Origin of the sequence: Brevibacillus agri, assembly GCF_004117055.1 — a bacterium.
In the GTDB taxonomy this organism is placed as follows: Bacteria; Bacillota; Bacilli; order Brevibacillales; family Brevibacillaceae; genus Brevibacillus; species Brevibacillus agri.
In genome coordinates this window covers 5,063,075-5,086,612 of record NZ_CP026363.1, presented here as the reverse complement: position 1 = coordinate 5,086,612, position 23,538 = coordinate 5,063,075, and the positions used below count along the sequence as shown (strand labels likewise).

18 protein-coding genes are annotated in these 23,538 nt (G+C 52.6%); 13 read left to right on the top strand and 5 right to left on the bottom strand.

Translation table 11 applies throughout. The features are described 5' to 3' along the window. Nucleotides 1–396 precede the first annotated feature (396 nt). On the bottom strand, nucleotides 397–1,527 hold the full coding sequence (locus tag BA6348_RS24940) for an NAD(P)/FAD-dependent oxidoreductase (protein ID WP_122953240.1): 1,131 nt from the start codon (nucleotides 1,525–1,527) through the stop codon (nucleotides 397–399). Nucleotides 1,528–1,902: 375 nt separating this feature from the next. Here BA6348_RS24940 and BA6348_RS24935 point away from each other — a divergent pair, with 375 nt between their 5' ends. Continuing rightward, the gene (locus BA6348_RS24935) at nucleotides 1,903–3,198 is read left to right on the top strand and encodes an IS110 family RNA-guided transposase (RefSeq protein WP_023555147.1); all 1,296 of its coding nucleotides are present in this window, start codon (nucleotides 1,903–1,905) and stop codon (nucleotides 3,196–3,198) included. A 412-nt stretch (nucleotides 3,199–3,610) separates the two neighbouring features. After that, nucleotides 3,611–7,957, top strand: a complete 4,347-nt coding sequence (locus tag BA6348_RS24930; protein WP_122952938.1) for an Ig-like domain-containing protein — start codon at nucleotides 3,611–3,613, stop codon at nucleotides 7,955–7,957. 69 nt (nucleotides 7,958–8,026) lie between these two features. Here the strand turns inward: BA6348_RS24930 and BA6348_RS24925 are convergent, their stop codons facing one another. From BA6348_RS24925 to BA6348_RS24915, 3 genes are read right to left on the bottom strand one after another with little or no spacing between them, the layout of a single operon-like run. Beyond that, entirely contained in the window at nucleotides 8,027–9,928 is a 1,902-nt protein-coding gene (locus BA6348_RS24925) for a hypothetical protein (protein WP_129552253.1), read from the bottom strand. 4 nt (nucleotides 9,929–9,932) lie between these two features. Beyond that, nucleotides 9,933–10,706, bottom strand: coding sequence for a PilW family protein (locus BA6348_RS24920; protein ID WP_007778834.1), 774 nt, complete (start codon nucleotides 10,704–10,706; stop codon nucleotides 9,933–9,935). Further along, nucleotides 10,703–11,221 carry a type IV pilus modification PilV family protein gene (locus BA6348_RS24915; RefSeq protein WP_005830893.1) on the bottom strand — a complete coding sequence of 173 codons (519 nt, stop codon included), beginning with the start codon at nucleotides 11,219–11,221 and terminating at the stop codon, nucleotides 10,703–10,705. Before BA6348_RS24915 ends, BA6348_RS24920 begins: the two co-directional genes overlap by 4 nt. A 177-nt stretch (nucleotides 11,222–11,398) precedes the next feature. Between BA6348_RS24915 and BA6348_RS24910 the strand changes: the two genes are divergently transcribed. The 10 genes from BA6348_RS24910 to pilO all read left to right on the top strand — a co-directional run bounded on the left by BA6348_RS24910 (nucleotide 11,399) and on the right by pilO (nucleotide 21,898). Continuing rightward, nucleotides 11,399–12,217: a YwiC-like family protein gene (locus BA6348_RS24910; protein ID WP_122952939.1), complete on the top strand. Its 819-nt coding sequence runs from the start codon at nucleotides 11,399–11,401 to the stop codon at nucleotides 12,215–12,217. Between the two features lie 23 nt (nucleotides 12,218–12,240). Then, the gene (locus tag BA6348_RS24905) at nucleotides 12,241–13,824 is read left to right on the top strand and encodes a VanW family protein (protein ID WP_122952940.1); all 1,584 of its coding nucleotides are present in this window, start codon (nucleotides 12,241–12,243) and stop codon (nucleotides 13,822–13,824) included. Between the two features lie 33 nt (nucleotides 13,825–13,857). Continuing rightward, nucleotides 13,858–15,516 carry a GspE/PulE family protein gene (locus BA6348_RS24900; RefSeq protein ID WP_025845181.1) on the top strand — a complete coding sequence of 553 codons (1,659 nt, stop codon included), beginning with the start codon at nucleotides 13,858–13,860 and terminating at the stop codon, nucleotides 15,514–15,516. A 31-nt stretch (nucleotides 15,517–15,547) separates the two neighbouring features. After that, nucleotides 15,548–16,591, top strand: coding sequence for a type IV pilus twitching motility protein PilT (locus tag BA6348_RS24895; RefSeq protein ID WP_005830885.1), 1,044 nt, complete (start codon nucleotides 15,548–15,550; stop codon nucleotides 16,589–16,591). Further along, nucleotides 16,591–17,799, top strand: a complete 1,209-nt coding sequence (locus BA6348_RS24890) for a type II secretion system F family protein (protein ID WP_005830883.1) — start codon at nucleotides 16,591–16,593, stop codon at nucleotides 17,797–17,799. Before BA6348_RS24895 ends, BA6348_RS24890 begins: the two co-directional genes overlap by 1 nt. Before the next feature lie 22 nt (nucleotides 17,800–17,821). Continuing rightward, a complete protein-coding gene (locus tag BA6348_RS24885; protein WP_122952941.1) occupies nucleotides 17,822–18,295 on the top strand; it encodes a prepilin-type N-terminal cleavage/methylation domain-containing protein in 474 nt (157 codons plus the stop codon). A 117-nt stretch (nucleotides 18,296–18,412) separates the two neighbouring features. Next, on the top strand, nucleotides 18,413–19,174 hold the full coding sequence (locus BA6348_RS24880) for a prepilin peptidase (RefSeq protein ID WP_007780131.1): 762 nt from the start codon (nucleotides 18,413–18,415) through the stop codon (nucleotides 19,172–19,174). 105 nt (nucleotides 19,175–19,279) lie between these two features. Beyond that, a complete protein-coding gene (gene pilM / locus BA6348_RS24875; protein ID WP_005830877.1) occupies nucleotides 19,280–20,326 on the top strand; it encodes a type IV pilus biogenesis protein PilM in 1,047 nt (348 codons plus the stop codon). 6 nt (nucleotides 20,327–20,332) lie between these two features. Then, nucleotides 20,333–20,992 carry a PilN domain-containing protein gene (locus tag BA6348_RS24870; RefSeq protein WP_005830874.1) on the top strand — a complete coding sequence of 220 codons (660 nt, stop codon included), beginning with the start codon at nucleotides 20,333–20,335 and terminating at the stop codon, nucleotides 20,990–20,992. Nucleotides 20,993–21,010: 18 nt separating this feature from the next. Further along, the gene (pilO, locus tag BA6348_RS24865) at nucleotides 21,011–21,898 is read left to right on the top strand and encodes a type 4a pilus biogenesis protein PilO (RefSeq protein WP_005830872.1); all 888 of its coding nucleotides are present in this window, start codon (nucleotides 21,011–21,013) and stop codon (nucleotides 21,896–21,898) included. A 111-nt stretch (nucleotides 21,899–22,009) separates the two neighbouring features. On the opposite strand, the gene psiE is transcribed toward pilO, so the two are convergent. Continuing rightward, nucleotides 22,010–22,426: a phosphate-starvation-inducible protein PsiE gene (psiE, locus tag BA6348_RS24860; RefSeq protein WP_005830870.1), complete on the bottom strand. Its 417-nt coding sequence runs from the start codon at nucleotides 22,424–22,426 to the stop codon at nucleotides 22,010–22,012. A 220-nt stretch (nucleotides 22,427–22,646) separates the two neighbouring features. Between psiE and BA6348_RS24855 the strand changes: the two genes are divergently transcribed. Beyond that, nucleotides 22,647–23,405 carry a metallophosphoesterase family protein gene (locus BA6348_RS24855; protein ID WP_007780123.1) on the top strand — a complete coding sequence of 253 codons (759 nt, stop codon included), beginning with the start codon at nucleotides 22,647–22,649 and terminating at the stop codon, nucleotides 23,403–23,405. The last annotated feature ends 133 nt before the right edge of the window (nucleotides 23,406–23,538 follow it).

Genomic DNA, 23,538 nt, shown 5'->3' with positions numbered 1-23,538 from the left:
CGAAAAACAAGCCGGAAACCCGCATTGGTAAAGGGCTCCCGGCTCTTTTCACACTCTGTTTGTTCCTGCAACTCGCAGTTCTCCTTCTTCGACAGCACTCATCTCAGCTCCGGCATGCTTGCTACGCATTCACACGAATACAACCGCCAGCCTGGACACTAGCCATCACACCGGAAACAATCGACTAAAAGCCAAGCCCGGCCCTAAAAGCGCAATCCATTCAGTTTTGCCTCTCTACCATACAAAATCCGCTTGCTAAGCCGAGCTACAACGACTTTCACTCGCTCTATACACGACAACCGCAACGAAAACAAACCGACAACACAACCGACAAAAAAACCGAAAACAAAAACAAGGCCCCACCCCAAAAAGGGACAAGACCTCGCTTTTCCAAACTCATTCACATTCAGCAACAATCGCGCCTGACACAGCGTAATGCTCCAACTGAATATCCATGTCCAGTCCTAGGGCAAGCTTGGCCATCTGATAACCGACGTAAGGCCCCATTGTCAGGCCGGACGCGCCGAGGCCATTGGCGACGAAAATGCCTTCCCAGCCGGGGAGCGGGCCGAGGACGGGAAGAAATCCCGGCGTGAACGGGCGAAAGCCTACCCGCGCTTCCACGAACGTGCTGTCGGCAAGCCTGGGGGCGATGTCCAGCGCTTTTGTGAACACTTCATGCAAGCCGCCTGGCGTTACGCGCGTGTCGAAGCCTGCGACGTCGTTTTCGTGCGTGGCTCCGACGACCATTTTTTGCTGATCGAAGGCGAGCAAATATTGATCGTTGGGCGGAATCACCACAGGCCAGTTGCCCGTATTCGCGTCTGGATAGTCCAGATGGACAATTTGCCCCTTTTGGAAAGTAACCTGAAACTGGACGCCCAGAGGCTGGAAAATTTCGTTCGCCCACGCTCCGGCACAGACGATGACGGAATCGGCGGTGATCGTTTCAGAGCCTGCACGCACTCCGGTTACCCGCGTTCCGTTGTGTACCAGGGTAGCTTCCTCGTATAGAAGCACAGCTCCATTTTTTTGCGCAGCCCGCAGCAAAGCATCCCGCAGGGCGCGGCCATCCACGCGAGCGGCTCCTGTGACATGCACCGCGGCGTAGTCCTCGTCGAGCGGAGGAAAAAGCGCTTTTGTCTCTTCGGAGGAAAGCATGGTGACGTCGCCCAGCTCCGGCGCATCTTCCTTGCGCGTGAGAGCCCGCTTTTCCAGCGCCTGCAGCTTGTCTGTATCCTTGTGAATGCTAAGAGCGCCGACACGTGCATACCCGGTGCTCGTCTCGCCGCTCTGCTCAAGCTCGGCGATCAGCGAGGGGTAAAAGCGCGCGCCTTCCTTCGCCAGTTTGTACCACGCCTGATTGCGCCTTTGCGACAGCCACGGGCAAATGATCCCTGCGGCTGCATCGGTGGCCTGGCCTTTATGTTTTCGGTCCACAATGATTACTTCTGCGCCTCTTTTTGATAGCTGATACGCCGTCGAAGCACCCAAAATTCCGGCACCTACAACAATGATTTTTTGCATGGTTCGCATCCTTTTTCATGAGGGGTGTACAATGGCTTCCTTATTACTATAAACTAACGGAGCAAGAAAAGGTACGTCTGCCATGGACCCAAGCTTGTGAACAGATGAAGGCGTAATTGTCGAAAAGATAATTAGTGCAAAAGTACCAATATTGGCGTAATCTGATAGTAATATAGTCGTTGGCGGATTGCTAGACAGCTAAAGGGCAAAACCATCATGATTTTGCTTCTGGCGCTTATACGAAGCCAAGCCAAAAAGGAAAAAGGAGCCATTCCTGTAATGAATGAATTTGGGGTTTGAATAAAAAAAGCACCTTCTGTAAACTGGGAAACGTTCCGTCCAAAGAACAATTACCCGTACAGGAGGTACTCCACAATGAAGTATAAGCAATCGAAAAAGCAGAATCAACGTATTCAACAAATTACCGAATTAACCCTTGTTGTCGGTGCAGATATTGCCAAGAAAACGCATGTTGCCAGAGCTGTCGATTTCCGCGGAATCGAGATTGGTAAGGACTGTGTGTTCGGCAATGACCATTCTGGCCTGACGAAACTCGTTTCGTGGATGAAGGAGCTTCAGCGGCAATACGCCAAGACGGATATCATCTTGGGCATTGAGCCAACCGGACACTACTGGTTTCCACTGGCCGAATTTCTGCATCGAGAAAACATCAAAGTCGTTATCGTGAATCCTCATCACGTCAATAAAAGCAAAGAACTTGAAGACAATTCACCGACGAAGAATGATTACAAGGATGCTAGGTTAATCGCTGATTTAGTTCGCAATGGCAAGTACAGCGAGCCCAAATTGCCTACGAGCGTTTATGCCGATCTTCGTATTCTCATGAACCTTCGAGAGAAGGTGATGGTGAACTTCGGTCAAGTCCAACGGCGTATCCAGAACTGGCTTGATCGCTTCTTTCCGGAGTACAGCCTTGTGTTTAAAGATTGGGAAGGAAAGGCCTCGCTCATCACGCTTCGTGAATTTCCGACGCCACAGGAGATTGTATCGCTTGGCGCGAGTACAATCGTGAACCGATGGAAGGAAGACGTGAAGCGAGCGGTTGGCTCCAAACGTGCAGCGCAACTCCTACAAGCTGCCACAAACTCAATTGGACTTACCGAAGGGCTGACGGCGGCGAAAATCGAGCTCAAGGCCTTACTGGAACAATATGAACTATTCTCAAGGCAACTTGAAGAAATCATGGCGCAAGTGGAAGCATTGCTTGCACAAATTCCAGGTACAAATGAAATGCTGACAGTACCAGGAATCGGCGTTGTTACGCTGGCGGGCTTCTTGGCTGAAGTTGGTGATCTTAGCGGTTATGACCATGGGCAGCAGATCATCCGTCTTGCTGGATTTAACCTCAAAGAGAACAGTTCCGGCAAGAAGAAGGGCAAGTCCACGATTACCAAGCGTGGACGATCCCGACTAAGAGCCTTGCTATTTCGGGCGATGATGCCGATGGTCGCCAAAAACGCCGAATTCAAGGCGTTGCACCATTACTTTACGAAGCGAAGTCATAATCCGCTCAAGAAGAAGCAGTCTATAGTGGCACTCTGCGGGAAGCTCATTCGCGTACTGTACACACTAGGCACGAAGTGCATTCCGTACAATGCGTCCGACGTATTAGGACCTGTACGCCAGTCCCAAATACAGATGGTAGCTTAAATTCAAACGATAATTCTCGTTTCTCACAAGAGCTTGGAAGTAAACCAATGACAACAGAAGCACGGAGCAGCCGCAGGATCTATTCCGTAAGGGCAACGACCCAGTAAAGGAGCAAGAAGCGGCGTCCACACCTTGAGAGGCAGAACGAAGGAATGTAAGGGCGAAGACCCAGCGTGACATGGGAGGGTAAGCCGTCAGGGGAATGGAGTGGATATCCAAATGTGCGGTCATACGATTTACCAATAGATTGGAAAAAAGATTCGAATCTTTATTCCCGCCACCGGCTCATCCAGAAAAATATTCCATAATTACATGCTTCGCCCACTTCTCTGGAATGTTGATGGTTGAAAATCTAAGAATGAGTGAGCAAACGCGAGAAAACATTAATTTATAGTGGGAGGAGAGGGAAAAAGTGAGAGTATGGAGGCTTTTGCTATTGTTCCTGCTCATGGTTCAACTGACGTTGGGGACTTGGGGGCCGCAGGCGATTAGCCATGCGAATAGCGGGAACGACTTGAAAAAGCAGATTTTGGAGATTACGGATTCCGGCAGTTCGGAGCTTTCCTTGTCCAGTTCCGACTATGCGATCACGACGATGAGCATGAAAAAATTCGTCGCGATTCGCGAAGAGCTGGACGGGAAATACGATGCGATCTACATCGGCTCCGGGAAGTACAGCACGGATCCGGTAAGCTATCGCAACATGGAAAACTCCAGTTCCCCGACGGATCGGGCCAACGCGCACGATACAAAAAACAAAATGAACGACATCACCGACCTGAAGGCCGAAGCGATCAAAAAGGAGTTTATCAGCAAAGGCCAACTGGTAGTCTTGCACAACGATACCGTTACCAAAAATACAGGCAAGTTGAAAGCGCATTTTAACCCATATAAAAGTGGCAGCCAGAAAAATGTCCTTTTTGCCAGCAGCGCCTCAGATGCAGCGAAAAAAATTGCGCAAAACATAGCGACAAGACCGCGCTTGACCATTCTTTCCCAGCCGAGCGATTACACGCTTTCCTCGCATGCCATTTACGGTCCGGGAGATAAGATCACCTACACGTTCAAGTTGGCGAACTACTCTTCTTTTGTCGGCCGCGGGCTGAGCGCCAATCTGTACATTGACGCTGACTTCGACAGAGTATATGAGCCGGAAGAGCTGGTCAGCACGACTTCGCTTACGGCCAACAGCGCAGTCAACGAGCTTTCCTTCGTCCTGCCAAAAGGCTTGTCCACGCTGTACTACTGGAAGCTGGAGCTGGTAGACGAAGCGACCAAGCTGAAAGATTACGAGACAGGCATTTTTCAGTTCCGCGATCAAAAAGTGAACGTCAGGGTGCTGCAAGTAACCGTCAGCTCCAATGACGAGAGCGATTTGAACAAGCGGATTCAGAAGGCGTATCTGGACAACGGCACCGATTACGCCCTCCAGATCAATACGGTTTCGATGAGTGATTTCAACAAAACGTACTACAAGACCTTGAACGGCAACTACGACATGCTGGTGTTTGGCTTCCGGGATACATACAACGAAGGCGCGTCGATCAGTACAGCAGCAGCCGAAGCGGTGCAATCTTTTATCCGCACAGGCCAGGGCGTCATGTTTTCCCACGATACGATCTACCGCAGCAGCAACAACTGGCTCACGTATTTCAAAGACATTAGCGGACAAATCGACCCGATGCACAACCTGGGCTTCGGAGCGCCGAACCGTTCGAAAACGACCAAGCAAGTCAACAGCGGCTTGCTGACGCAGTACCCGTTTGCTTTGGGAGAATCCGTCACGGTGGCGGAAACGCACGACCAGTACTATACGCTTGACCTGGAAGATCCGACTGTCATTCCGTGGTACAACATGACAGGCAGCAACCGGGACGTCGACGATAGCTGGAACCATTACTACACCTACTCCAAGGGAGGCGTCACCTACTCGGGTACGGGACACACCTCCAGCAGCTTTCCGGATTCCGAGCAAAAGCTGTTCGTCAACACGCTGTACCGCGCCTTCATCGGTGCCAACCATGCGCCGATCATTACGATGATTGCGCCAAATGACAAGGAGCGCATTCGCAGCACCGACAAGGCGTTCGATATCGTCTACCGCGTGGACGACTACGATTTGAAAGACTTCATGCTGAAAACGAAAATCTACGTCGACGGCAAGCAGGTCTACTCCAATGATCGGACAGGTAACGGCTCGATCGTCATTTATCAGGCGGCCAATACCAAGCCGAACGGCGGCGAGATCGAGATCAGGGTAGAGGTGGAAGACAGCAAGGGAGCCAAGCAAACCGTTACGCGAAAAGTCATCGTAGACAAAGTGACACCTGCGCTCGCCCTGTCTCGAAAAGTGCTCAATGAAAATCCGGGACGGATCAAGAAAAGCGATCCGATCGCGATCGAGTACACCATCGAGCCTAGGGATATTCCCGTCAGCGAGCTGGCGTTGACAGGTCTGCGTCCAATCTGGATGCCGCAGGAGAGCTATGTGGTCGGCCAGGCGTATTCGTTCCAGGACCCGACAAAAGGGGATTTTGGACCGATTGCGTGGGCAAGTCCAAACACTGGCACGGCATACCTGAATCTGTTGAAGACAGGCTACACCCAATCCGTTTCACTCGGTGCGACCGTCAATACGCTGCCAGGCAGCAATCTGAAAAACGAACTGAATGAAGGCTTGAAATATTTGTACGACCGAAAGGCGGTCATTACGCTGCCGATCGTCGACGATACGAAGCTGACCAGCAGTTCCACAGCGGCGCCGATCCTCAACTTTGGCCGCTTTGAAGTGAAAAAGGATGCGGCTGGCAACTACACAGGCGTCTTCCAGGGATACGTGTATCAGGTTACTGGCAATCAGCTTACCTTGAAAAATATCAGCTTCAACGAAATTTACCCGGAGGGCATTGAAGTGAGCAGCAATTCCGAAGGGTGGCAACAGTCTACGTCAGGAGGCAAAAAGCAACTGGCTGGACAGTTGCAGGATGTGACGTACAACCTCGTGAATACGCCTGCCGGCAAGGTGTACCGTGCGGAGAAACAGCAATTCACCGTAGAGCTGAAAGCAACGAAAAGCGGTCTGTACACGCTCAACCAAGCTCAGATGAATTACACCGATTTTACGGAAGCGGAGATTACGGACAAGTTCAACAGCGTGAACTTCAATGTGTACACGGCTGTGGAAGGCGTCACCCTCAATAAAGAGCAAATTACACTCGTCGCGGAAGATCCGGCTCGCAATACCGAGAAGCTGGTGGCAACCGTCTTCCCGGCTGATGCAGAAAACAAAGACGTGAAATGGACCTTCAGCAACGAAAAAGTAGCGACCGTCGACTCGGTAGGGCGTGTCGTCGCTGTCGGCAGCGGTCAGGCAACGATCACGGTGACGACAGTGGACGGCGGATATACGGACACGTGCCTGGTCATCGTTTCGTCCCAGCCGCAGTTGACCATGACACCTAACGATGGCTGGAACAGCTTGTATCCAAAAGAAGTAGTCATTACGGCAGAAGTCATCCACTTCAGTAAAACCGAAGTGCTGCAACCGGATTTCCGCATCAACGGTACTTCTGTAGACCCTGGCACACCGAAGGCTCCGGTTGAAGTCGGAAACGGCCTGTTCAAAACGACGTACCAGTTTACGATTGAGCAAAATCAGACCTCGTTGGGCGGACCTTTTGTCGGGCCTGCGGTGATTACAGGTCAGGTGAAAAACGGGCTGGGACAGCTTTCCAACGAAGCAGAAGGGAAAGTGTACTTTAACCCGCCAATCGAAATTACGGCGACGGGCGAGCGAGAGGGCAGTTCGCAGACGGCCAAGCTTGTCGCTACGCCGTCTGGAACGATCATGCCAAATGCAACCTTTGGCTGGGTTTACGAGAGCGATAACAAGAATGTCAACCACCAGACGCAACTGACCGATTTCAACAACGGCACCACTGCCCAAGGCGTACCGTTGAAGCCAGGCGTGAACCACTTTGTAGTCGCCATGCGCCAAGACTTTAACGAGGACGGAGATACGACGGATGTTAATGAAATGAGCGTGTCGAAGGTCATCACGATCGGCGGTAGCGAGTATCCGGTATTTACGGCAGAGGCGGAGAAGGTTTTGGAGCTGGAAAGCATAGGGACTGTGAAGGTGACCCCTCAAGAGCATGTCACCGAGGATACCGTCTGGAAGTACAGCACAACGCCTAACCCTACGGAAAGCGACTTTACGCCTATTCCCAACATGGACAGCAAAAACGATAACTACCTGGACATTCCGCTGCGCACGGAAGGCGGAAAGTACGTGGAAACCACGGTTATCATCAAGGCAGATAATGGCGACGGCTATGTGACGACTCGCCAGGTTGTCCTGACACCGCCGAAAGAAAGAACTTCGCCGTATGCCTTTGTCATCTCGACTGGAAGCGTGCAGGAAAACAGGGCGGTAAACGTGCGCCTGGGCTACTCTTTTAAAGACGTAGATGTCGATGGCAGAGTCAAGGTCAACGTAAAAAATGCAAAATATACGATTGTGCAGGTCGGAAGCGGTGAACCTGGCACAACGGTTGCTCTCCCGCATAGCGATATTTTTGCAGAGAAGTTCCTCAATCTGAAAACGGACAATTCGAAGACGAAAACATACAAGATTACCGTAGAAGTCGAATACACCGTTACGACCATTCGCAAGGGAGGAAAGAAAATAGAATCCCCAATCAAGCATACGCAAGATGAGTTGACCATCACCGTTCTGGCAACGGGGACACGTCAATAACCGCTTCCTGACATGAAAAATAGAAAGTGCCAATGCGAACTGGTTTGTCTCGCATTGGCACTTTTGCTTTTACTCCAGGATCGGATCTCCTACTTCGGGATACTCTTTGTCGTACATGTCGATGTGAAAACGGTCGCCAGGCGGGAGGCCCGGTGTCTTCTCTTCGAAAATGTTGCGGTCAAAAGAAATCGACATGTGCGTCGGTGGCTTTTCCGCACGGTCTTCGCGCACGGAGTTCAATTCGATGTAGCTGGTTCCTTCTTCTACAGCATCACGCACGCTGCGGCCTGTGGCGATTCCGCCAATCAGCCGGTTGTGGGAGTTGATCGAGTAAATCTCCATGGCGCTCTCCGAGTACAGGAAGGCCGAGAGTGGATAAATGTCCTTGCTGTCGATCGAGCTTTCGTCTTTGTACCTGTCTGTGAGGCTGATCGTGCCGGACGCGATAATGACCAGGTTGTTTTTCCGACCGGGCTGCGTAATATTTTGGATCTCGCGAATGACCACGTTGCCATCGACATAAACCGTGCCGTTGATGGACACGTCTCCGACAATGTCCAGGTTGCCCTTGATGTAGATCGTGCCCGTGTAAGTGAAAGGCTTGCCTTCATGGTCCGGCTCCGCCTTGAACGAGCCGCTTCTGCCCATCTCTACCGCTGCCATTCCTTCGCCGTCCGGACCGCTGATGTACAGATGGCGAATGTTTTCCAGCGAATCTCCCGTGAAGCGGGCCGTCAGGTTCAGGAAATCCGGGTTGGCATCGCGATAAGGCGATTCGATGACGAGCAACTCACCGCTCGGCGCGTAGGCATCGATAAAGCCAGGAGGCACTGCGCCATCCGCTTCGTCAGGGTCTCTGAACCATCTGGCCGATTCGACAGGCGGCATTTGCTGTGCGCTGGTCGCGAGTGCTTTTCCTTCGCGGATGCGGTCGGAGACGTATTTCGCCGTGCTTCCCACTTGTTCATCTATGAACAGCGAATCTGTCGGACGGTTTCTTTCGGTCACGATAGGCGGCTCATATCCGGGGATGTACGGCGTGGCCGGATCAGCACTGAGCGTAACCGCATTTTCCTCCGTGTCTGGCAGCGGGCTGGGGACGAAGGCAGATTCCAGATCAGCAATTCGCGGGCCGGAAAAAGCGGTGCTGCTCGGCTCCTCCGCAGGAAAAGCGGCAATTTCCATCAGGCGGCTGCGGCTCGGCAGGAAAATTTCGCCCTCCACGTAGTTGGGACCGCTTGTGCCGACCTCCCAGACTACCTCATCGTTTGCCGGATCGCTGTCCTCCGTATTTTTCAACGAGCTGTAACGATAGCGCGAGCTGGTCACAACCGAGTCGGCTGCGATGTTGCCAATCACGTTGCTCCCGCCGAAAAGCCGCAGTTGGCCGGGAGTGCTGATCGCATAGTGAAAAGGCGCAGGCACGGTATTCACGTAGACAGTCGAGGTGAGCTTGACCTTCCGCAAGTTTTCCGCCCGGTCGGGAATGCCGATCACGGACACTTTGAGCTTCAGCACATACGGCTGGCTGGTGCTGCCGGTGTCGCGGGGAATCCGCGACTCGATGGCGGTATGGATGGCGAAGCTGCCGTTCAAGCCCGGCAAGCGGATTTCCTTGTATGTATTCGGTTCCGTAGCGGAGATGCTCTCGACCAGGTCGATGACCTTGTCGCTGGATTGGGTCACTGGCACCTCAGTGGGACGCGACAAAGAATCCCGCACCTCGCTGATCGTCCCATTCCCGTTCAGGAAGGAATGAGGCATCTGCAACTGCGTCTCCAAATACTCCTGGAAATAGGCCAGTCCCGCGTCTGCCAGCAGTTTGCCCTGCACCTCATCCTCGGCAAAGGTGCGCTGCTTTACGCTCTGCATGGTGTAGCTGGCGAGCGAGAGGGCCAGGACCGTAAACAGGACAATGATAAAAAAGACGATGACAAGGGCGCCGCCCCTCTCTTCTTTGACGATCTGCATGGACTCACCCCTTCTGCTCGCTGCCCAGCTCGATTTCCGTACGGACGACACGTACATACTGGGCTTTTTCCGTGTTTTGTGTGACGGCGTTCTCCACCTCGGTCCAATTGGCAAAAAGCTGGTGGTTTTGCCTGTCCTCCTCTGTGGAAGGAAGCGGGAAAGAACCGTAGCGCAGGGCAACGACGAGATAGAGAACTACCTGTTTTTGGGCTGCATCGTCGTTTTCTTGCTGAGGCATGGTGAAAAAGCCTTTTACCATATACTGGTTACGATCTGCCGGAAAGGGAATGTGGCTGCATGGATTGATCTCTGACCCGTGTGTTTCACAGGCGGCAAAAGCATACGTTTCCCTGGTGAGCAGCGACACTGTTTGCGTGCTCGTGGAGGCTCGATCAATTTTGACGGAGCGCTTGTGCAAATAGACCTGGCTGGAGCTGGTGGCATCGGCAAACTCGGGAAAAGAGGCGCTGACGATATGCCGTGCTGCCGTATCGTCCGCTGATCCTTGCTCGGGGTCGGCCGAGGCAGAAGGCAGCTTGACGTAGTCCGCCTCCTGGATCGTGCGCATCACGTCGCCAATGACAAAATCTGTATCGTTTCGCAACGTGTTTTTTAAGGAAGTAGTTTGATAGATTTCTACTCCTTTGACGTACACACCGATCAGCGGGATCAAGATGGCAAAGAAAATGAGCGACGTGGTGAGCACCTCAACGAGCGTAAGCCCGCGTTCATCCTTGAGGTATTTGGTTAGCGGTAGTTTGCGCGATCTGATTATCATGCGTCATTCTCCTGCCCAATCTCTGGATTGGCTATCAATGTTTCCAGCTCCGCGACTTTCACATCGTTTGAAAAGACTGTGACGACGACTCTGATGAGCGACTGGGATGCTGTTTGCTCTGTTGTGATAAACCGGGGGAGCACGTAAGTCTGGTAGACGCGATCGTTGATGGTCATGTCAGCGAGCTTGATCCCCTTGAAGTCGTTGGGCCAATTCGGTGCCTCGTTGGAGCAGATGCTTGCGAGCAGGTGAAAAGGAAGCGGTTTGCCCAAGTATTGATCTGCCAGCGAAATTCCTTGCTGCTGATCGGCTGGGATCACGCCATTTCCGGCCCGCCACTCTTCCACAGTCTGCCTGGCCAAGTTCATGGCGACTTGCCGACTGTCCTGATTGCCGGAGATTTCAAAGCTTCTGACGAGAAAATGGCTCAAAAACAGGAGGGCGATGGAAAAAATCAGAAGCGATGCGACCACTTCGACCAAGGACAAGCCTTTTTCGTTATCTAGTACTTTCATCCTGGTTATCCTCCTGGAAAGGTTCGTGACCTTATTGTACACGAAATGAGAAAAATAGGATATTATACAGGAATGTCAAAATTTCGAACAGGAATTTGCACATCAAAGTCGAATCGGGTTAGAGAGAAAGGAATGGGTCTAATGGCATATTTTTTGAGAGGATAGGGTGAAATAAAGATGGATACAACAGGTGTCCTGATATTTATTGGCTGCTATTTTCTATTGTCTGCCCTATTTGGAGTGATGCTCTATCGGAGGGCGAAGCGCACTTTTGCGCGAAAAGGCTGGCTGGTAGCAGCGGGGGCGGTCCTGATCGGCGCCGTTTCTCCTTTCTTTATTGCTTACACAAGCTTGTGGCTGTGGCTGTCCGTTTTTCTTTTGCTCGCGGTTTGCCTGGCGTGGGGCGCATGGAAGCTGTCCGCAGTGCCTGTAAGGAGAGGCGGATTTGCTCCTGTTTTTTCTGTGCCGGCGACAGCGGAGCTGGGTCGGCAGCATCCGTGGAGTTTGGAAGAGGCAGCGGATGAGCAGCAAGACGAAGGCGTGCCAGCGGTGAGTGAGCTTGAGCAGCAGCATGAGAGTGAGCAGCAGCATGAGAGTGAGCAGCAGCATGAGAGTGAGCAGCAGCATGAGCTTGAGCATGACCTTGAGTTGGAACTGGAGCTGGAGGAAGAAGTCGAACAGGCGGCTTTGGCTGAAGTGGCCGTGAGCCAGGAGGAAGGCAGCTTGCCGGAAATCCGCGACGAGGATGAGGCGATCAGCTACGACTTTTTGCAGGAGGAAGAAGCGGAGACGATTCCGTTCATGCCTGCACTGGATCCTCCTTCGGCAAAAATAGAGGCCGAGGAAGCAGACGAGGATCGGATCATCTACTTTTTCGAGGAAGAGTCTCCTGCCGAAAAGAAAACCATGCCTGACACAACGGAACGGACAGATGTCGGGAAAGCAGATGAGCATGAATGGAATTTCATCCACGATGACAAGCAGACAAATGAATAACCGATAAAGAAAGGCGTTGACGTATGTACGCAACCCAAATCTCGCCTCGACGGCGCTATTCGTTTTCTTGGTTCTTTGCCATATTTTTCGTCCAGCTCATCCTGATCCCGGCGCTTTCGCTTTTTTCGATGATCGAGTGGGGAGGCGCCACTTTTGGCGAGAAGATTTTCCAGGAAGAGATCAGGATCGCATCGCTTCCCGTAGGCGGCCAGACATATGAGGAAGCAAGGCAGAAGCTGCTTGAGGCCGTACAGGCCAGCCGAAATACAGAAATTCGCTTTGTACTGGATGGACAAGCGTACCCGATTGACAAAAGCAAGCTGCAACTCAGCTTTGATGTAGAAGCGACCTTGCAGGAGGCGTATGCCCGCTCCCGAGAAAAGACCGGGTTTTTCTCCCGCTTGTGGGGGGATTCTGCGCCTGTCAATGTGCCGATCAAGATTGCCTTTGATCGCGCGGAGATGTCCAGGCAGCTTGACGCCATCGGACAACAGATCGAGCGCCCGGCTGTGTCTGCGACAGGAGCTGTTTCGGGGAATACGATCTCGATCGTGCCAGAGGTGGTCGGTTACCGGATCAATCTGGAGCAGTCTTTGTCCGCCTTTGAGCAAGTCATCTCGTCCAATCTCGCAGATTGGTCGGGAGAGCTTCGTCTGGCTGTACAGGAAGACGTTCCACAAATCCGCACAGCAGATTTGGAGTCGATCAAAAACATGCTGGCTGAGCAGTCTTTGCCGATGGCTGTTTCCGGGAGCAGCGGGCTTGCCAATTTGCAGCAGCTCGTCTCCCGCCTGAACGGCACGGTCGTTTTGCCTGGCGAGACGTTTTCCTTCCTGAAGGCGACAGGGCCGTACACGCAGGAAAACGGCTATGTGCTGCAGCCGATTCTCGCCGACGAACAAGTCGTTCCGGACCAGCTCGGTGGAGCCGCGACACAGGCAGCGACTGCTCTCTACCAAACCATTTTGCAGAACCGTCTGACCGTGATCGAGCGGCATGCGGCTCAGCGGCCTGTTTCCTATACAAGTGCAGGGCTGGAAGCGCGGGTCGATGGGGAAGAACTCGATCTGCGCTTTTCCAACCAGACGGAGAAGCCGCTGTTTATCCATGCGGCACTGCAGAGCAATCAGGTGCGAGTGGCGCTTTTCGGGGCAAAGCAGGACGTGCCTGTGGCGACGCTTGTTACGGAAAAAGGCGCGACGGTGTTGCCGAATACGATTGTTCGCGTAGACCAAACGCTGGGGCCAAACGAGGAGTTCATCGAGCGCAAAGGCAGCGAGGGCTTCACGGTCGCCGTTTACCAGAGCTGGCAGGAGAACGGGATATTCCGGAAGCAAAAGGTTTCCGAGGATTACTACAAGCCGCTGCACAACGTCGTTGCGGTTGGCCCCGTTTATGAAAAAGACAAGAAGGCGCGGGCGACAACTGTGCCAGGGGCGCAACAGGAAGGCGATGCGGCTCCGGCCGAAACGGCTGATGACGGCGGCGGAACACCTGCCGCTGCACCGCCTCCAGACATACCGATGCCAAGCGCCCCTTCCACTGACGCAAACAGCGGAAGCACTGGCGGGACGGAAGTGGTAAACGGCATTATTTATCAAAACTAGGCAAAGCAACCGTACGTAAGAGGGGGGAGTCTCTTGTCCCGCAAAAGGCTTGGCGACATCTTGGTCGAGAGCGGCATCGTTACCGCCGACCAGTTGCAGGAAGCGCTGGTCGAACAAAAAAAATCGAAGCTGAAGCTCGGTGACCACCTGCTGCAAAGCGGCTACATCACCGAGCAGCAACTGATTGAAATTCTGGAATACCAGTTGGGGATTCCCCATGTCAGCCTGTTCCGCATGCGTCTGGATCCGTCTTTGTCAGCGATTGTGCCAGAGGAGCTGGCTCGCCGCCACTCGCTGGTTCCGTTGAAAAAAGAAGAGAACAAGCTGACTGTCGCGATGGTTGACCCGCTTGATTACTACGCAATTGACGAGCTGAGGATGAGCACGGGTTTTGTCATTAACGTGGTGATCGCGACCCGCGACGAGATTCAGCGCGCCATCTCGCGAATGTACAGCATGCAAGGCTCTGTGCAGGAGCTGATGGAAGGCATCGAAGTGCCGGAGGATTTGGAAGAAGCGCGGATTTTTGACGACAATTCGCCGATTGTTCGCCTGGTCAACCAAATGTTTGAGCAGGCTGTCCAGCTTCGGGCGAGCGACATCCATATCGAGCCGATGGAAGACGGCATCCGCGTCCGTTTCCGCATCGATGGTCTGATGCGAACGGAGCGGGTCTTGCCGCGGCACATGCAGGGGATGCTGACGGCCCGGCTGAAAATCATGGCGAATCTGAACATCGCCGAACGCAGGATGCCGCAGGATGGCCGGGTGCAGATGAATGTAGACTTCAAGGAAATTGATATCCGGATGTCGACTTTGCCTACCATCTACGGGGAAAAAATCGTCATGCGTCTGCTTGACCTGACCAACGCTCTGGTGGAGATGAGCCAGCTCGGCCTGTCGAAGCGCAATCTGGCGATGTTTCAAGAGCTGGTTACCATGTCCAACGGGATCGTACTGGTGACGGGCCCGACGGGAAGCGGGAAATCGACGACGTTGTACTCGGCGCTCAACCATTTGAACTCAGAGCATGTCAACATCATTACCGTCGAGGACCCTGTCGAGTATCAGCTTGACGGGATCAACCAGGTGCAGGTCAACGAAAATATCGGGATGAGCTTCGCTTCCGCGCTGCGCTCGATTTTGCGCCAGGACCCGGACATCATCATGGTCGGGGAGATTCGCGACAGGGAGACGGCCGAAATCGCCATCCGCGCCGCGCTCACCGGGCACTCGGTGTTCAGCACGCTGCATACCAACGACGCGGTCAGCAGCATTACCCGTCTCGTGGACATGGGCATTCCGTCGTTTTTGATCGCTTCTTCGGTGCACGGCGTACTCGCGCAGCGGCTCGTCCGCCGCATCTGCAAGGACTGCAAGCAGGAATACCAGGCGTCCGAACAGGAGAAGAAGTTGTTTGCCCAAAAAGGGTTGAACGTGGAAACATTATGGAGGGGAAAAGGCTGCGCAAGCTGTCAAATGACCGGATACCGAGGCAGGATCGCCGTTCACGAGGTGTTCAAGATCGACGACACGATCCGCTCGATGCTGATCCAAAACCTCCCGTCCCACGAGTACAAAAAGTATGCGATGAAAAACGGGATGGTCCTGTTGTTCGACGATGGCCTGCTCAAAGTAAAGCAGGGCATCACCACCATGGAAGAAATTTATCGGATATCGGTCAGCCAGTGACGGCCGACGTCAGGAAGAGGGAGGATGAAGCGTGTCTAGTGTCGATATTAACAAGCTGCTGAAGTACGCCTTTGAAAAAAGAGCATCCGACCTGCACATATCGGTAGGGACGTCGCCTGTCTTTCGGATTGACGGCGAGCTGAAGCGGCTGGATTTGCCGCCGCTCACTCCGGAAGACACCGAGTCGATGGCGCGGACCTTGATCCAGGAGCACATGTACCACAAGTTCCAGGAAAAAGGCGAGCTGGATTTCTCTTACGGCCTGGCAGGGGTGTCCCGTTTTCGGGTGAACGCGTATCAGCAGCGCGGCTGCACAGGGATCGTGGCTCGGGTCATTCCGACATCGGTGCCGACCATTGAATCGCTCTGTATGCCGGAGATTTTGCGGAAATTCTCGCAAAAGCCCCAGGGACTGCTGCTGGTAACAGGTCCGACAGGCAGCGGGAAATCGACCACGCTTGCCGCGATGATCGACTATATCAACCGCACGATGAGAAAGCACGTGATTACGTTGGAGGACCCGATCGAGTATTTGCACAAGCATCAGCTCTCCATCGTGAACCAGCGCGAGATCGGCTTTGATACAAAAGATTTTGCCAGCGGGCTACGGGCCGCGCTGCGCCAGGACCCTGACGTGATTCTCGTCGGCGAGATGCGCGATCTGGAGACGATCAGCACCGCGATTACGGCGGCGGAGACCGGACATTTGGTGCTCGCGACGCTGCATACGTCAGACGCACCGCAGACCATCGACCGGATTATTGACGTTTTCCCCGGCAGCCAACAGCCGCAAATGCGGACACAGCTCGCTTCCGTCCTGGTCGGCATCATCTCGCAGCGCCTTTTTCCGAAGGTAGGCGGTGGCAGGACGGTGGCGACGGAGATTCTCGTCAATACCCCTGCGGTCGCCAACCTGATTCGCAGCGAAAAGGTGCATCAGATCAAGAGCATTCTCCAGACAAGCAGGGAGATGGGCATGCATACGCTGGAGATGTCGATCAAGGAGCTGATCGCAAGCGGCACGATCACGATGGAGGCGGCCCAGTATTTCCTGAATGAGAGGGTGCTGGAGTAATGCCTACTTTTCAATACGAAGGCCGCGAGCGGACGGGGAAAAAGGTCAGGGGCAAAATCGAAGCCAATACAAGAAACTCTGCCATCATGGAATTGAAGCAGCAAGGCGTCCTCGTGCTGAACATGCAGGAGCCGATCAAAGGCGTGCTCGACCGCAACATCGAGCTCACCCGACCGGTAAAAGGCAGGGACATCGTCATTTTCTTGCGCCAGTTTGCCACGCTGATTCGCGCGGGCATCGGGATCGTAGAATCGGTACATATCCTCGCTGCACAGACCGAGAGCAAAAAGCTGCGCAAATACTTGGTGGATATCGAGGTAGATTTGCAGCAAGGGACACAACTGTCCGAGGCGTGCGCCAAGTTTCCGAAGGTGTTTGAGCCGCTATTCATCAGCATGGTGCGCGCGGGCGAGGCGTCGGGGAATATGGAGCTTGTACTGGACAGGCTGGCTACGTTTTACGAAAAGTCCTACTACACAAAGGAAAAGATCAAGTCGGCGATGGCGTACCCGGTGACCGTAGGCTTGATGTCCGTCACCGTCACGGTCTTTTTGCTGGTCAGCATTGTGCCGACGTTTGTCGATATGTTTGCAGGCTTTCAAGCGGAATTGCCGGCGATTACGAAAGCGGTCATGGGCTTTAGCAACAGCCTGGTTGAAGTGTGGTATCTCTATTTTCTAGGACTTTTGGCACTGTTTATCGGTTTTCGAATTTTTGTCAACACTTCTTATGGACGATATTACACTGACTATGGTATGTTAAAACTACCAATATTCGGCAAGCTGCTGCAAAAAGGCGCGGTAGCAAGAATGACCAGAACGCTTGCTACGTTATTTGCCAGCTCGGTTCCGATTCTGCAATCTCTCAACATCGTCGAGGGAGTGGTAGGGAACCAGCTTATCAGCAAATCCATTGGCGAGGCGAAAGAAAGCCTGCGCCAAGGTCGACCTCTGTCAGAGCCGTTCAAAAAATCGTGGGTAATCCCTCCGATGGTGTCCCATATGATTGCGGTTGGCGAAGAGACAGGTTCGCTTGATTCGATGCTGGACAAGGTTGCAGATTTCTACGAAAAGGAAGTGGAGAACTCTGTTGACAAAATCAAGTCGCTAATCGAACCAATTATGATCGTCTGTTTGTCCGGAATTGTGGGAACTATCGTGCTATCCATCATGGTGCCGATGTTTGAGATTTTCAGTCAAGTTAAATAATGGTCGGGGGAGGACATATTGTATGTTGAAAAAGATTTTAAAAAATGAGCGTGGCCTTACACTGATCGAGCTGTTGGCCGTGATTGTGATTATTGGGATTATTGCTGCAATCGCAGTGCCTGCTATCGGAAATATTATTGAAAATTCCCGCCGCGATGCTCATGTGGCCAACGCCAGAATGTTAATTGATGCAACAAAAATGAGGATAACAACCAATCAATTAGGGACTACTTACGATGATCGTAAATTCACGTTAGCTGAACTTCGGGATTGGGGGCTCATTCAAGATATTCGTGTGCCGGGTGACAATGGAAACTATGCAGATACTAGCAATGTGGTGGTAGCACGAAATGCTACAAATAATACACTGACATACCACGTGACTTTGACTGCTCCAGGGCGTACTCATCCATTTATTAACAATGAGGAGTCACAAGACTTAACGAGAGCAGTAGTGGATTTGGATGGAGATGGCACTGAAGACGGAGCACAGTAATTCATTAGACAACTTCCTTCTCAAATATCGAGAAGGAAGTTTTTTGCAGCTTAGAAGCAGTTGGCAGCTTGCTCGCTAACACATGCCCGACACGACTTCCAACCTAGAGGTGAAGAAATGCTCCAACTACCACTCTCCATAAGCTTCTTCCTCCTCGGCCTCCTCTTTGGCTCCTTCTACAACGTAGTTGGGCTGCGAGTGCCAAAAAAACAGTCCATCATTTACCCGCCGTCGCATTGTCCGACCTGTAAGCGGCGGTTATTGCCCGGAGAATTAATCCCGGTTATTTCCTATCTTCTCGCAAAAGGAAGATGCAAGGGCTGCAAGACGGCGATTTCTCCGCTCTATCCGGTGATGGAGGGCTTGACGGGGCTTGGTTTTGTCCTTGTCTATTTGCGGTACGATCTGACCTGGGAGACGTTGCTCGGGATGTTGTTTGTCTCCCTGCTGTCGATCATCACGGTGGCGGATTTGACGTATCGGCTGATCCCGAATAAAGTGCTGCTGCTGTTCTTTTTGCTTTTTCTCGTCATGCGCTTTTTTTGGCCCTATGGCGATGCCAGCTATGTAGCGCATTTGATCGGGATGGCGGCAGGGTTTTTGTTCTTTTTTCTGCTTGCAGTCATCACGCGTGGCGGGATGGGGGGCGGCGATACCAAGCTGTTTGCTGTGATCGGGATGTTTCTGTCGCCGACGCTGTTGTTTTTGACCGTGTTTCTCTCCTCGGCCTTTGGCGCCTTGTATGGACTGTTTCTGCTGGCGATTCGCAGGGCGACGCGCAAGTCGATGATTCCGTTTGGGCCGTTTATTGCGCTGGGAGCCGTCACCGCCTATTTATACGGTTCGGCTATCGTGGACTGGTATTTATCTTTTTATTAAGCCATCGGTCTGCCACTATTTACGGCAGGGTGGAGGCGAGCTTTGTCTAATTTAGTAGAAAACAAGAAATGCATTTCCTAGCATCAATAGAAAGGGTGGAGTCGAATGGGGGTCCATCTGCCGTTTCTCCCGTCCAAAAAGAGAATTGGCATTACGATAGAAGATGACGGGATTCGCGTCGTCGAAACGTCGCAGAACGCAGGAGCTGTCCAGGTCCACCAGATGGGCATGATTCCGTTGGAGCGAGGTTTGCTTGTCGGCGGGAAGATTATGAACCAGCAGGCGCTGGAGCAGCAACTGTCCGCAGCCAAAAATCAGTTACTATTGAGCGGGAACAAGGTGTGCCTTGCCGTACCGAGCTCGTTTGTCGTCATCAGGAAGATCGCTTTGCCGCGAGTGCCGGATAAGGAAGTTCGCCCCTTGATCGAGATCGAGCTGGAATCATCCGTTCACTTGCCGTTTTCCCGTCCTTATTTTGACTATTACAAGCTGCCGAAAAACAATGTGTGGGCGCTTCCCAACCAATTCTCCGCCGAAAAGCTCGGCTCGGGAGAGGAGGAGCAGTATCTGGTCATTGCGGCGCCGGGTGAACTGATTGACCAGTATTTGTCGCTTTTGAAGGTGCTCCGTTTGGAGGCGACTTCGGTTGATATCGAGCCGTTGGCGTTGCATCGGCTTCTGACCAGTGGCGGGATGGAGCTGAGCCGGAACATGCTCGTGGTGCAGCTCGGGGTACGCTCCATCAATGTCGGCATTTTTGAAGGAGATATTCCGGAGTTTTTGCGCAATATTCCACTTGACCTGGAAAATTACAAGAACAGTGCAGACGAGAACGAGCCGTCGACCAAAGAGCTGCTGCAATTCCTTGAACGCCGCAGCGCCTTTTCCAACTTTGCGGAGGAGTTGGCACGAGAGCTGGAACGGGTAATTAACTTTTACCAGTTCTCCTTGAAAAACGGGATAGTCAAGCTGGACACGATGTACCTCACAGGTGACTTTCCCGACCTGGATAAAATGGTCAGGTTTTTGCGCGAGCGACTTCCTCAGTTGAAGATCGCGCCGCTGCCGCTAGAGCACATTGAGCACGTAGGGGCAAACCAGGCAATGCTGCAAGCCTTCTCTGTGGCGCTGGGATTATCTTTGAGAGGTTGAGGGCTATTGGTTACGATAAATCTGCTTCCGCGAAAGAAGCGGTTATTTACCGCCTCGCATATCGTATTGTCAGGAATCGGCTTGACGTGGGTAGCTGCTGCCAGCTTTCTCTGGCTCACGTATGGCTCAACGAATGAGTCGGTCACTCTCTTGAAACAGGAAATCAAAATGAAGGAAACGGCGATTGCTGCCCTGCAAAAACAGGCGGTAGCCGTGCAAGCGGACGACTCGCTGGATCAGTATGTGCTTTTTTCCGAGCGGATGCAGCAGTTGTTTTTGCCGACGAACCTGCTCATGGACGAGATAGCGCACGCTTTGCCCGAGCATGGCCGCCTGGACAGCATCAAGTATAGCTTGAGTGGCAGCATTGAACTGGAAGGCAGCTTTGAGCAGTACGAAGATGTTGCTGCGTACCTCCACAATTTGCAAGCCTCTCCCTACGTCGTGAAAGCGGAAGTTACCAGCATCAAGGCGAGAGAAATCAAATGGCAAGGCCCTGTAGATGACCAGGGAAAACCGCTGTCGGCCATTTTGAGCACCGTTGGCGGAAAGCTGCTCCCTCGCTATACTGCTTCCCTGAAAATAAAGGCGATTACTGTTGATTTGCAAGAGCTGGTTGCCAAGGAGCAAGCTGCCGCAACAGGAAAAGCCGAAGTGAAGAAGTAAGAGGAGGGGAACCGTTGCATGGGAGAAAAGACGCGTCAGATTGCACTCTTCATCTTTGCGTTATTGTTCGCTGCCTTGGCAGGAGCTTACTATTTATACATCGTACCTGTTACGGACCAAAAGACGAGCTTGCAGGTGCAGCTTGAGAAATTGAAACAAACCTTTGACCAGTTGCAAAGCGCACAGGCGACGGAGCCGACAACCCCAATGGTGATCTCCAATAAAATCCTGGAAGCGATCCCGGTTAGGCCGTATGCGGATCAGCTTATCAAGGACCTGGAGAGGCTGCAATCCGTCAGCCAGATTTCGATTGAAGAAGCCTCCTTTTCCGAGCGGGAAAAACTGTCTGCAAAAGAATTGGCTAATCAGCTCACCTACATGGATCAAGCTGAGGGGGGAGAAGCGCAGGCAACACTCGAAGGAGAGGTACAAAAGCTTGATGAAAAAGCGCAGAAGATCGCCAAGTCCGCGCAAAATGCGGGTTCATCGGCCGGACAACCAAAGCCGGCTGCCGGGAAAGAAGAGCGCCAGGTGAAGGCGGAAATGATTGAAAAATACTTGCCGCCAATTCCTTTTCATAGCGTGGAAATTTCCCTCAAGATCAAAGGCGATTACAAGGAAATTTATCGCTTTGTGAGCGAAATGCAAAAGATGTCGCGTTATTTGCGTGTCGATCAGCTCGACTTCAAATCGAACCAAAAAGACGAGTTTGTCATTCCGGAAGACACGAAAATGGTCGCAACCGTCAAGCTTACGAGCTACTTTGCGCCCCAGTTTGAAAAGGATCTGGAAAAGCTGCCAGCCGTGCAGGTGGAAGGGCCTGCGGGCAAGTGGGACCCGATGCAGTACGAAACGGTCAAAAAAGAAGAAGCATCTGTCGGGACCACTGCGAACGAAGCGAACTAGCCGTACAAACCGCAACTGATAAGAGTGAAGCCTCCCAGCCTGTTAGGGAGGTTTGTTTTCGATAGAAAAAGGCTGACAGCTCAAGTTGCTGCCAGCCTTTTTCCGCTTGATTTATTTCCCTGGCCGTTCGACCGGAGTTTTGTTAATGATGTAATAGCTAATAATCAAAATCAGAATCACGCCGGAGTAAATCAGCGTGTTGAGCGGGCTGTGGTGATCCACGATAATCAGACGAACCATAGCCGTTATGCCGATGTAAAGAAAATAGCGCAGGGGAAAATGGTAGTTCTCGCGAAAGTACTTGACGATCATGGCAATAAATTCGAAGTAGAGAAAAAAGGCAATGATGGCTTCGAGAAATTCGTTCAGCGAGGAATCGCTCGAGATCATCATTTTCCCGAAGTGGATCAGCTCCTTGCCGAGCAGCACGACGAGGATGACGGCCAGGATAATCAGGGCGAGGTTGAGGATCAGTTGGAGCAGGGACGGAACGGAGAAATGCTTGATAACGGCTTTGACATGGTTCATGACGGTGGCCTCCTGTGGAAAAAATAATCGGACAAACACAACCGTTACAATATGTTATACAAATATAATTAAAATTCAGAATATAATCAACGCATCTAGCGAAAGTGACATACTATTTACACAATCAAAAGTGAAGTCTCCCTTCGCACAAAATGGCTGGCTCATAAAGGCGAGGGGCGGTATCATTTGTGACAAGACTGTCTGAAAGGAGCGAGCCTTTTTGAATCAGCATCAAAACCAGAACCATGCCATCGCCGTCATTTCTGACATACATAGCAATGTCTTCGCGCTCGAGGCGGTTTTGCAGGACATTGACGCGCGGGGGATTCAGACGATTGTGAACCTCGGAGACGCGCTGTTTGGCCCGATTGCCCCGGTGCAAACCGCGGAGCTGCTGATGCGGCGCACGGATGTCGTCCACATTATGGGCAACTGCGACCGCTATTTGCTAGAGGGGGTGCTGGCTTCCCCCACTTTTCAGCATGTGAAGCCGCTGCTGCGCGAAGACGTGCTCGACTGGCTCCGCACGTTTCGCAAGCAGTGGGTTTACGAGGACCTTTTGTTCTGCCATGGAACGCCTTTTGCGGACGATGAGTATCTCATGGAGCGGGTCGCTCCGTACGGGACTGACGCGAAAAGCGTCACCGAACTGATGATTGAGCTGGCGAATGTACCGCAGAACGTCATTTTTTGCGGACATACGCACGTGCACAGATCGGTGTGGCTGCCGGATGGAAAATGGATCGTCAATCCGGGGAGTGTCGGGCTGCCCGCTTACTTTGAAGAGAAGCCCCATCCGCATTTCATGGAGTCGTTGACCCCGCACGCGAAGTATGCGACGGCCACGCGCCAAGGAGACTCCTGGAAAGTGGAGCACATCCTGCTTCCGTATGATTATGAAAAAGCGGCCAAACTCGCAGAGGAAGCCGGGCGCATGGACTATGCCCATGCGATCCGGACGGGCAGAGCGCGGTTGTAAAACGAGCATAGCGGCCGAGGGCCGGGCAACAAAAAAGGGGGGCACGTCGATGTGCTCCCCTTTTTCTTCTATATGTCATGGAGTCATTGACGCCGTACGCCAAGTATGCGACGTCCACAAGGTGAAATTCTCC

Bases quoted from the DNA above. Each gene is read 5' to 3' on its own strand.
- BA6348_RS24940 (WP_122953240.1), bottom strand. From the start codon at position 1,527: ATGCAAAAAATCATTGTTGTAGGTGCCGGAATTTTGGGTGCTTCGACG.
- BA6348_RS24935 (WP_023555147.1), top strand. From the start codon at position 1,903: ATGAAGTATAAGCAATCGAAAAAGCAGAATCAACGTATTCAACAAATT.
- BA6348_RS24925 (WP_129552253.1), bottom strand. From the start codon at position 9,928: ATGCAGATCGTCAAAGAAGAGAGGGGCGGCGCCCTTGTCATCGTCTTT.
- BA6348_RS24920 (WP_007778834.1), bottom strand. From the start codon at position 10,706: ATGATAATCAGATCGCGCAAACTACCGCTAACCAAATACCTCAAGGAT.
- BA6348_RS24915 (WP_005830893.1), bottom strand. From the start codon at position 11,221: ATGAAAGTACTAGATAACGAAAAAGGCTTGTCCTTGGTCGAAGTGGTC.
- BA6348_RS24910 (WP_122952939.1), top strand. From the start codon at position 11,399: ATGGATACAACAGGTGTCCTGATATTTATTGGCTGCTATTTTCTATTG.
- BA6348_RS24905 (WP_122952940.1), top strand. From the start codon at position 12,241: ATGTACGCAACCCAAATCTCGCCTCGACGGCGCTATTCGTTTTCTTGG.
- BA6348_RS24890 (WP_005830883.1), top strand. From the start codon at position 16,591: ATGCCTACTTTTCAATACGAAGGCCGCGAGCGGACGGGGAAAAAGGTC.
- BA6348_RS24885 (WP_122952941.1), top strand. From the start codon at position 17,822: ATGTTGAAAAAGATTTTAAAAAATGAGCGTGGCCTTACACTGATCGAG.
- BA6348_RS24880 (WP_007780131.1), top strand. From the start codon at position 18,413: ATGCTCCAACTACCACTCTCCATAAGCTTCTTCCTCCTCGGCCTCCTC.
- pilM (WP_005830877.1), top strand. From the start codon at position 19,280: ATGGGGGTCCATCTGCCGTTTCTCCCGTCCAAAAAGAGAATTGGCATT.
- pilO (WP_005830872.1), top strand. From the start codon at position 21,011: ATGGGAGAAAAGACGCGTCAGATTGCACTCTTCATCTTTGCGTTATTG.
- psiE (WP_005830870.1), bottom strand. From the start codon at position 22,426: ATGAACCATGTCAAAGCCGTTATCAAGCATTTCTCCGTTCCGTCCCTG.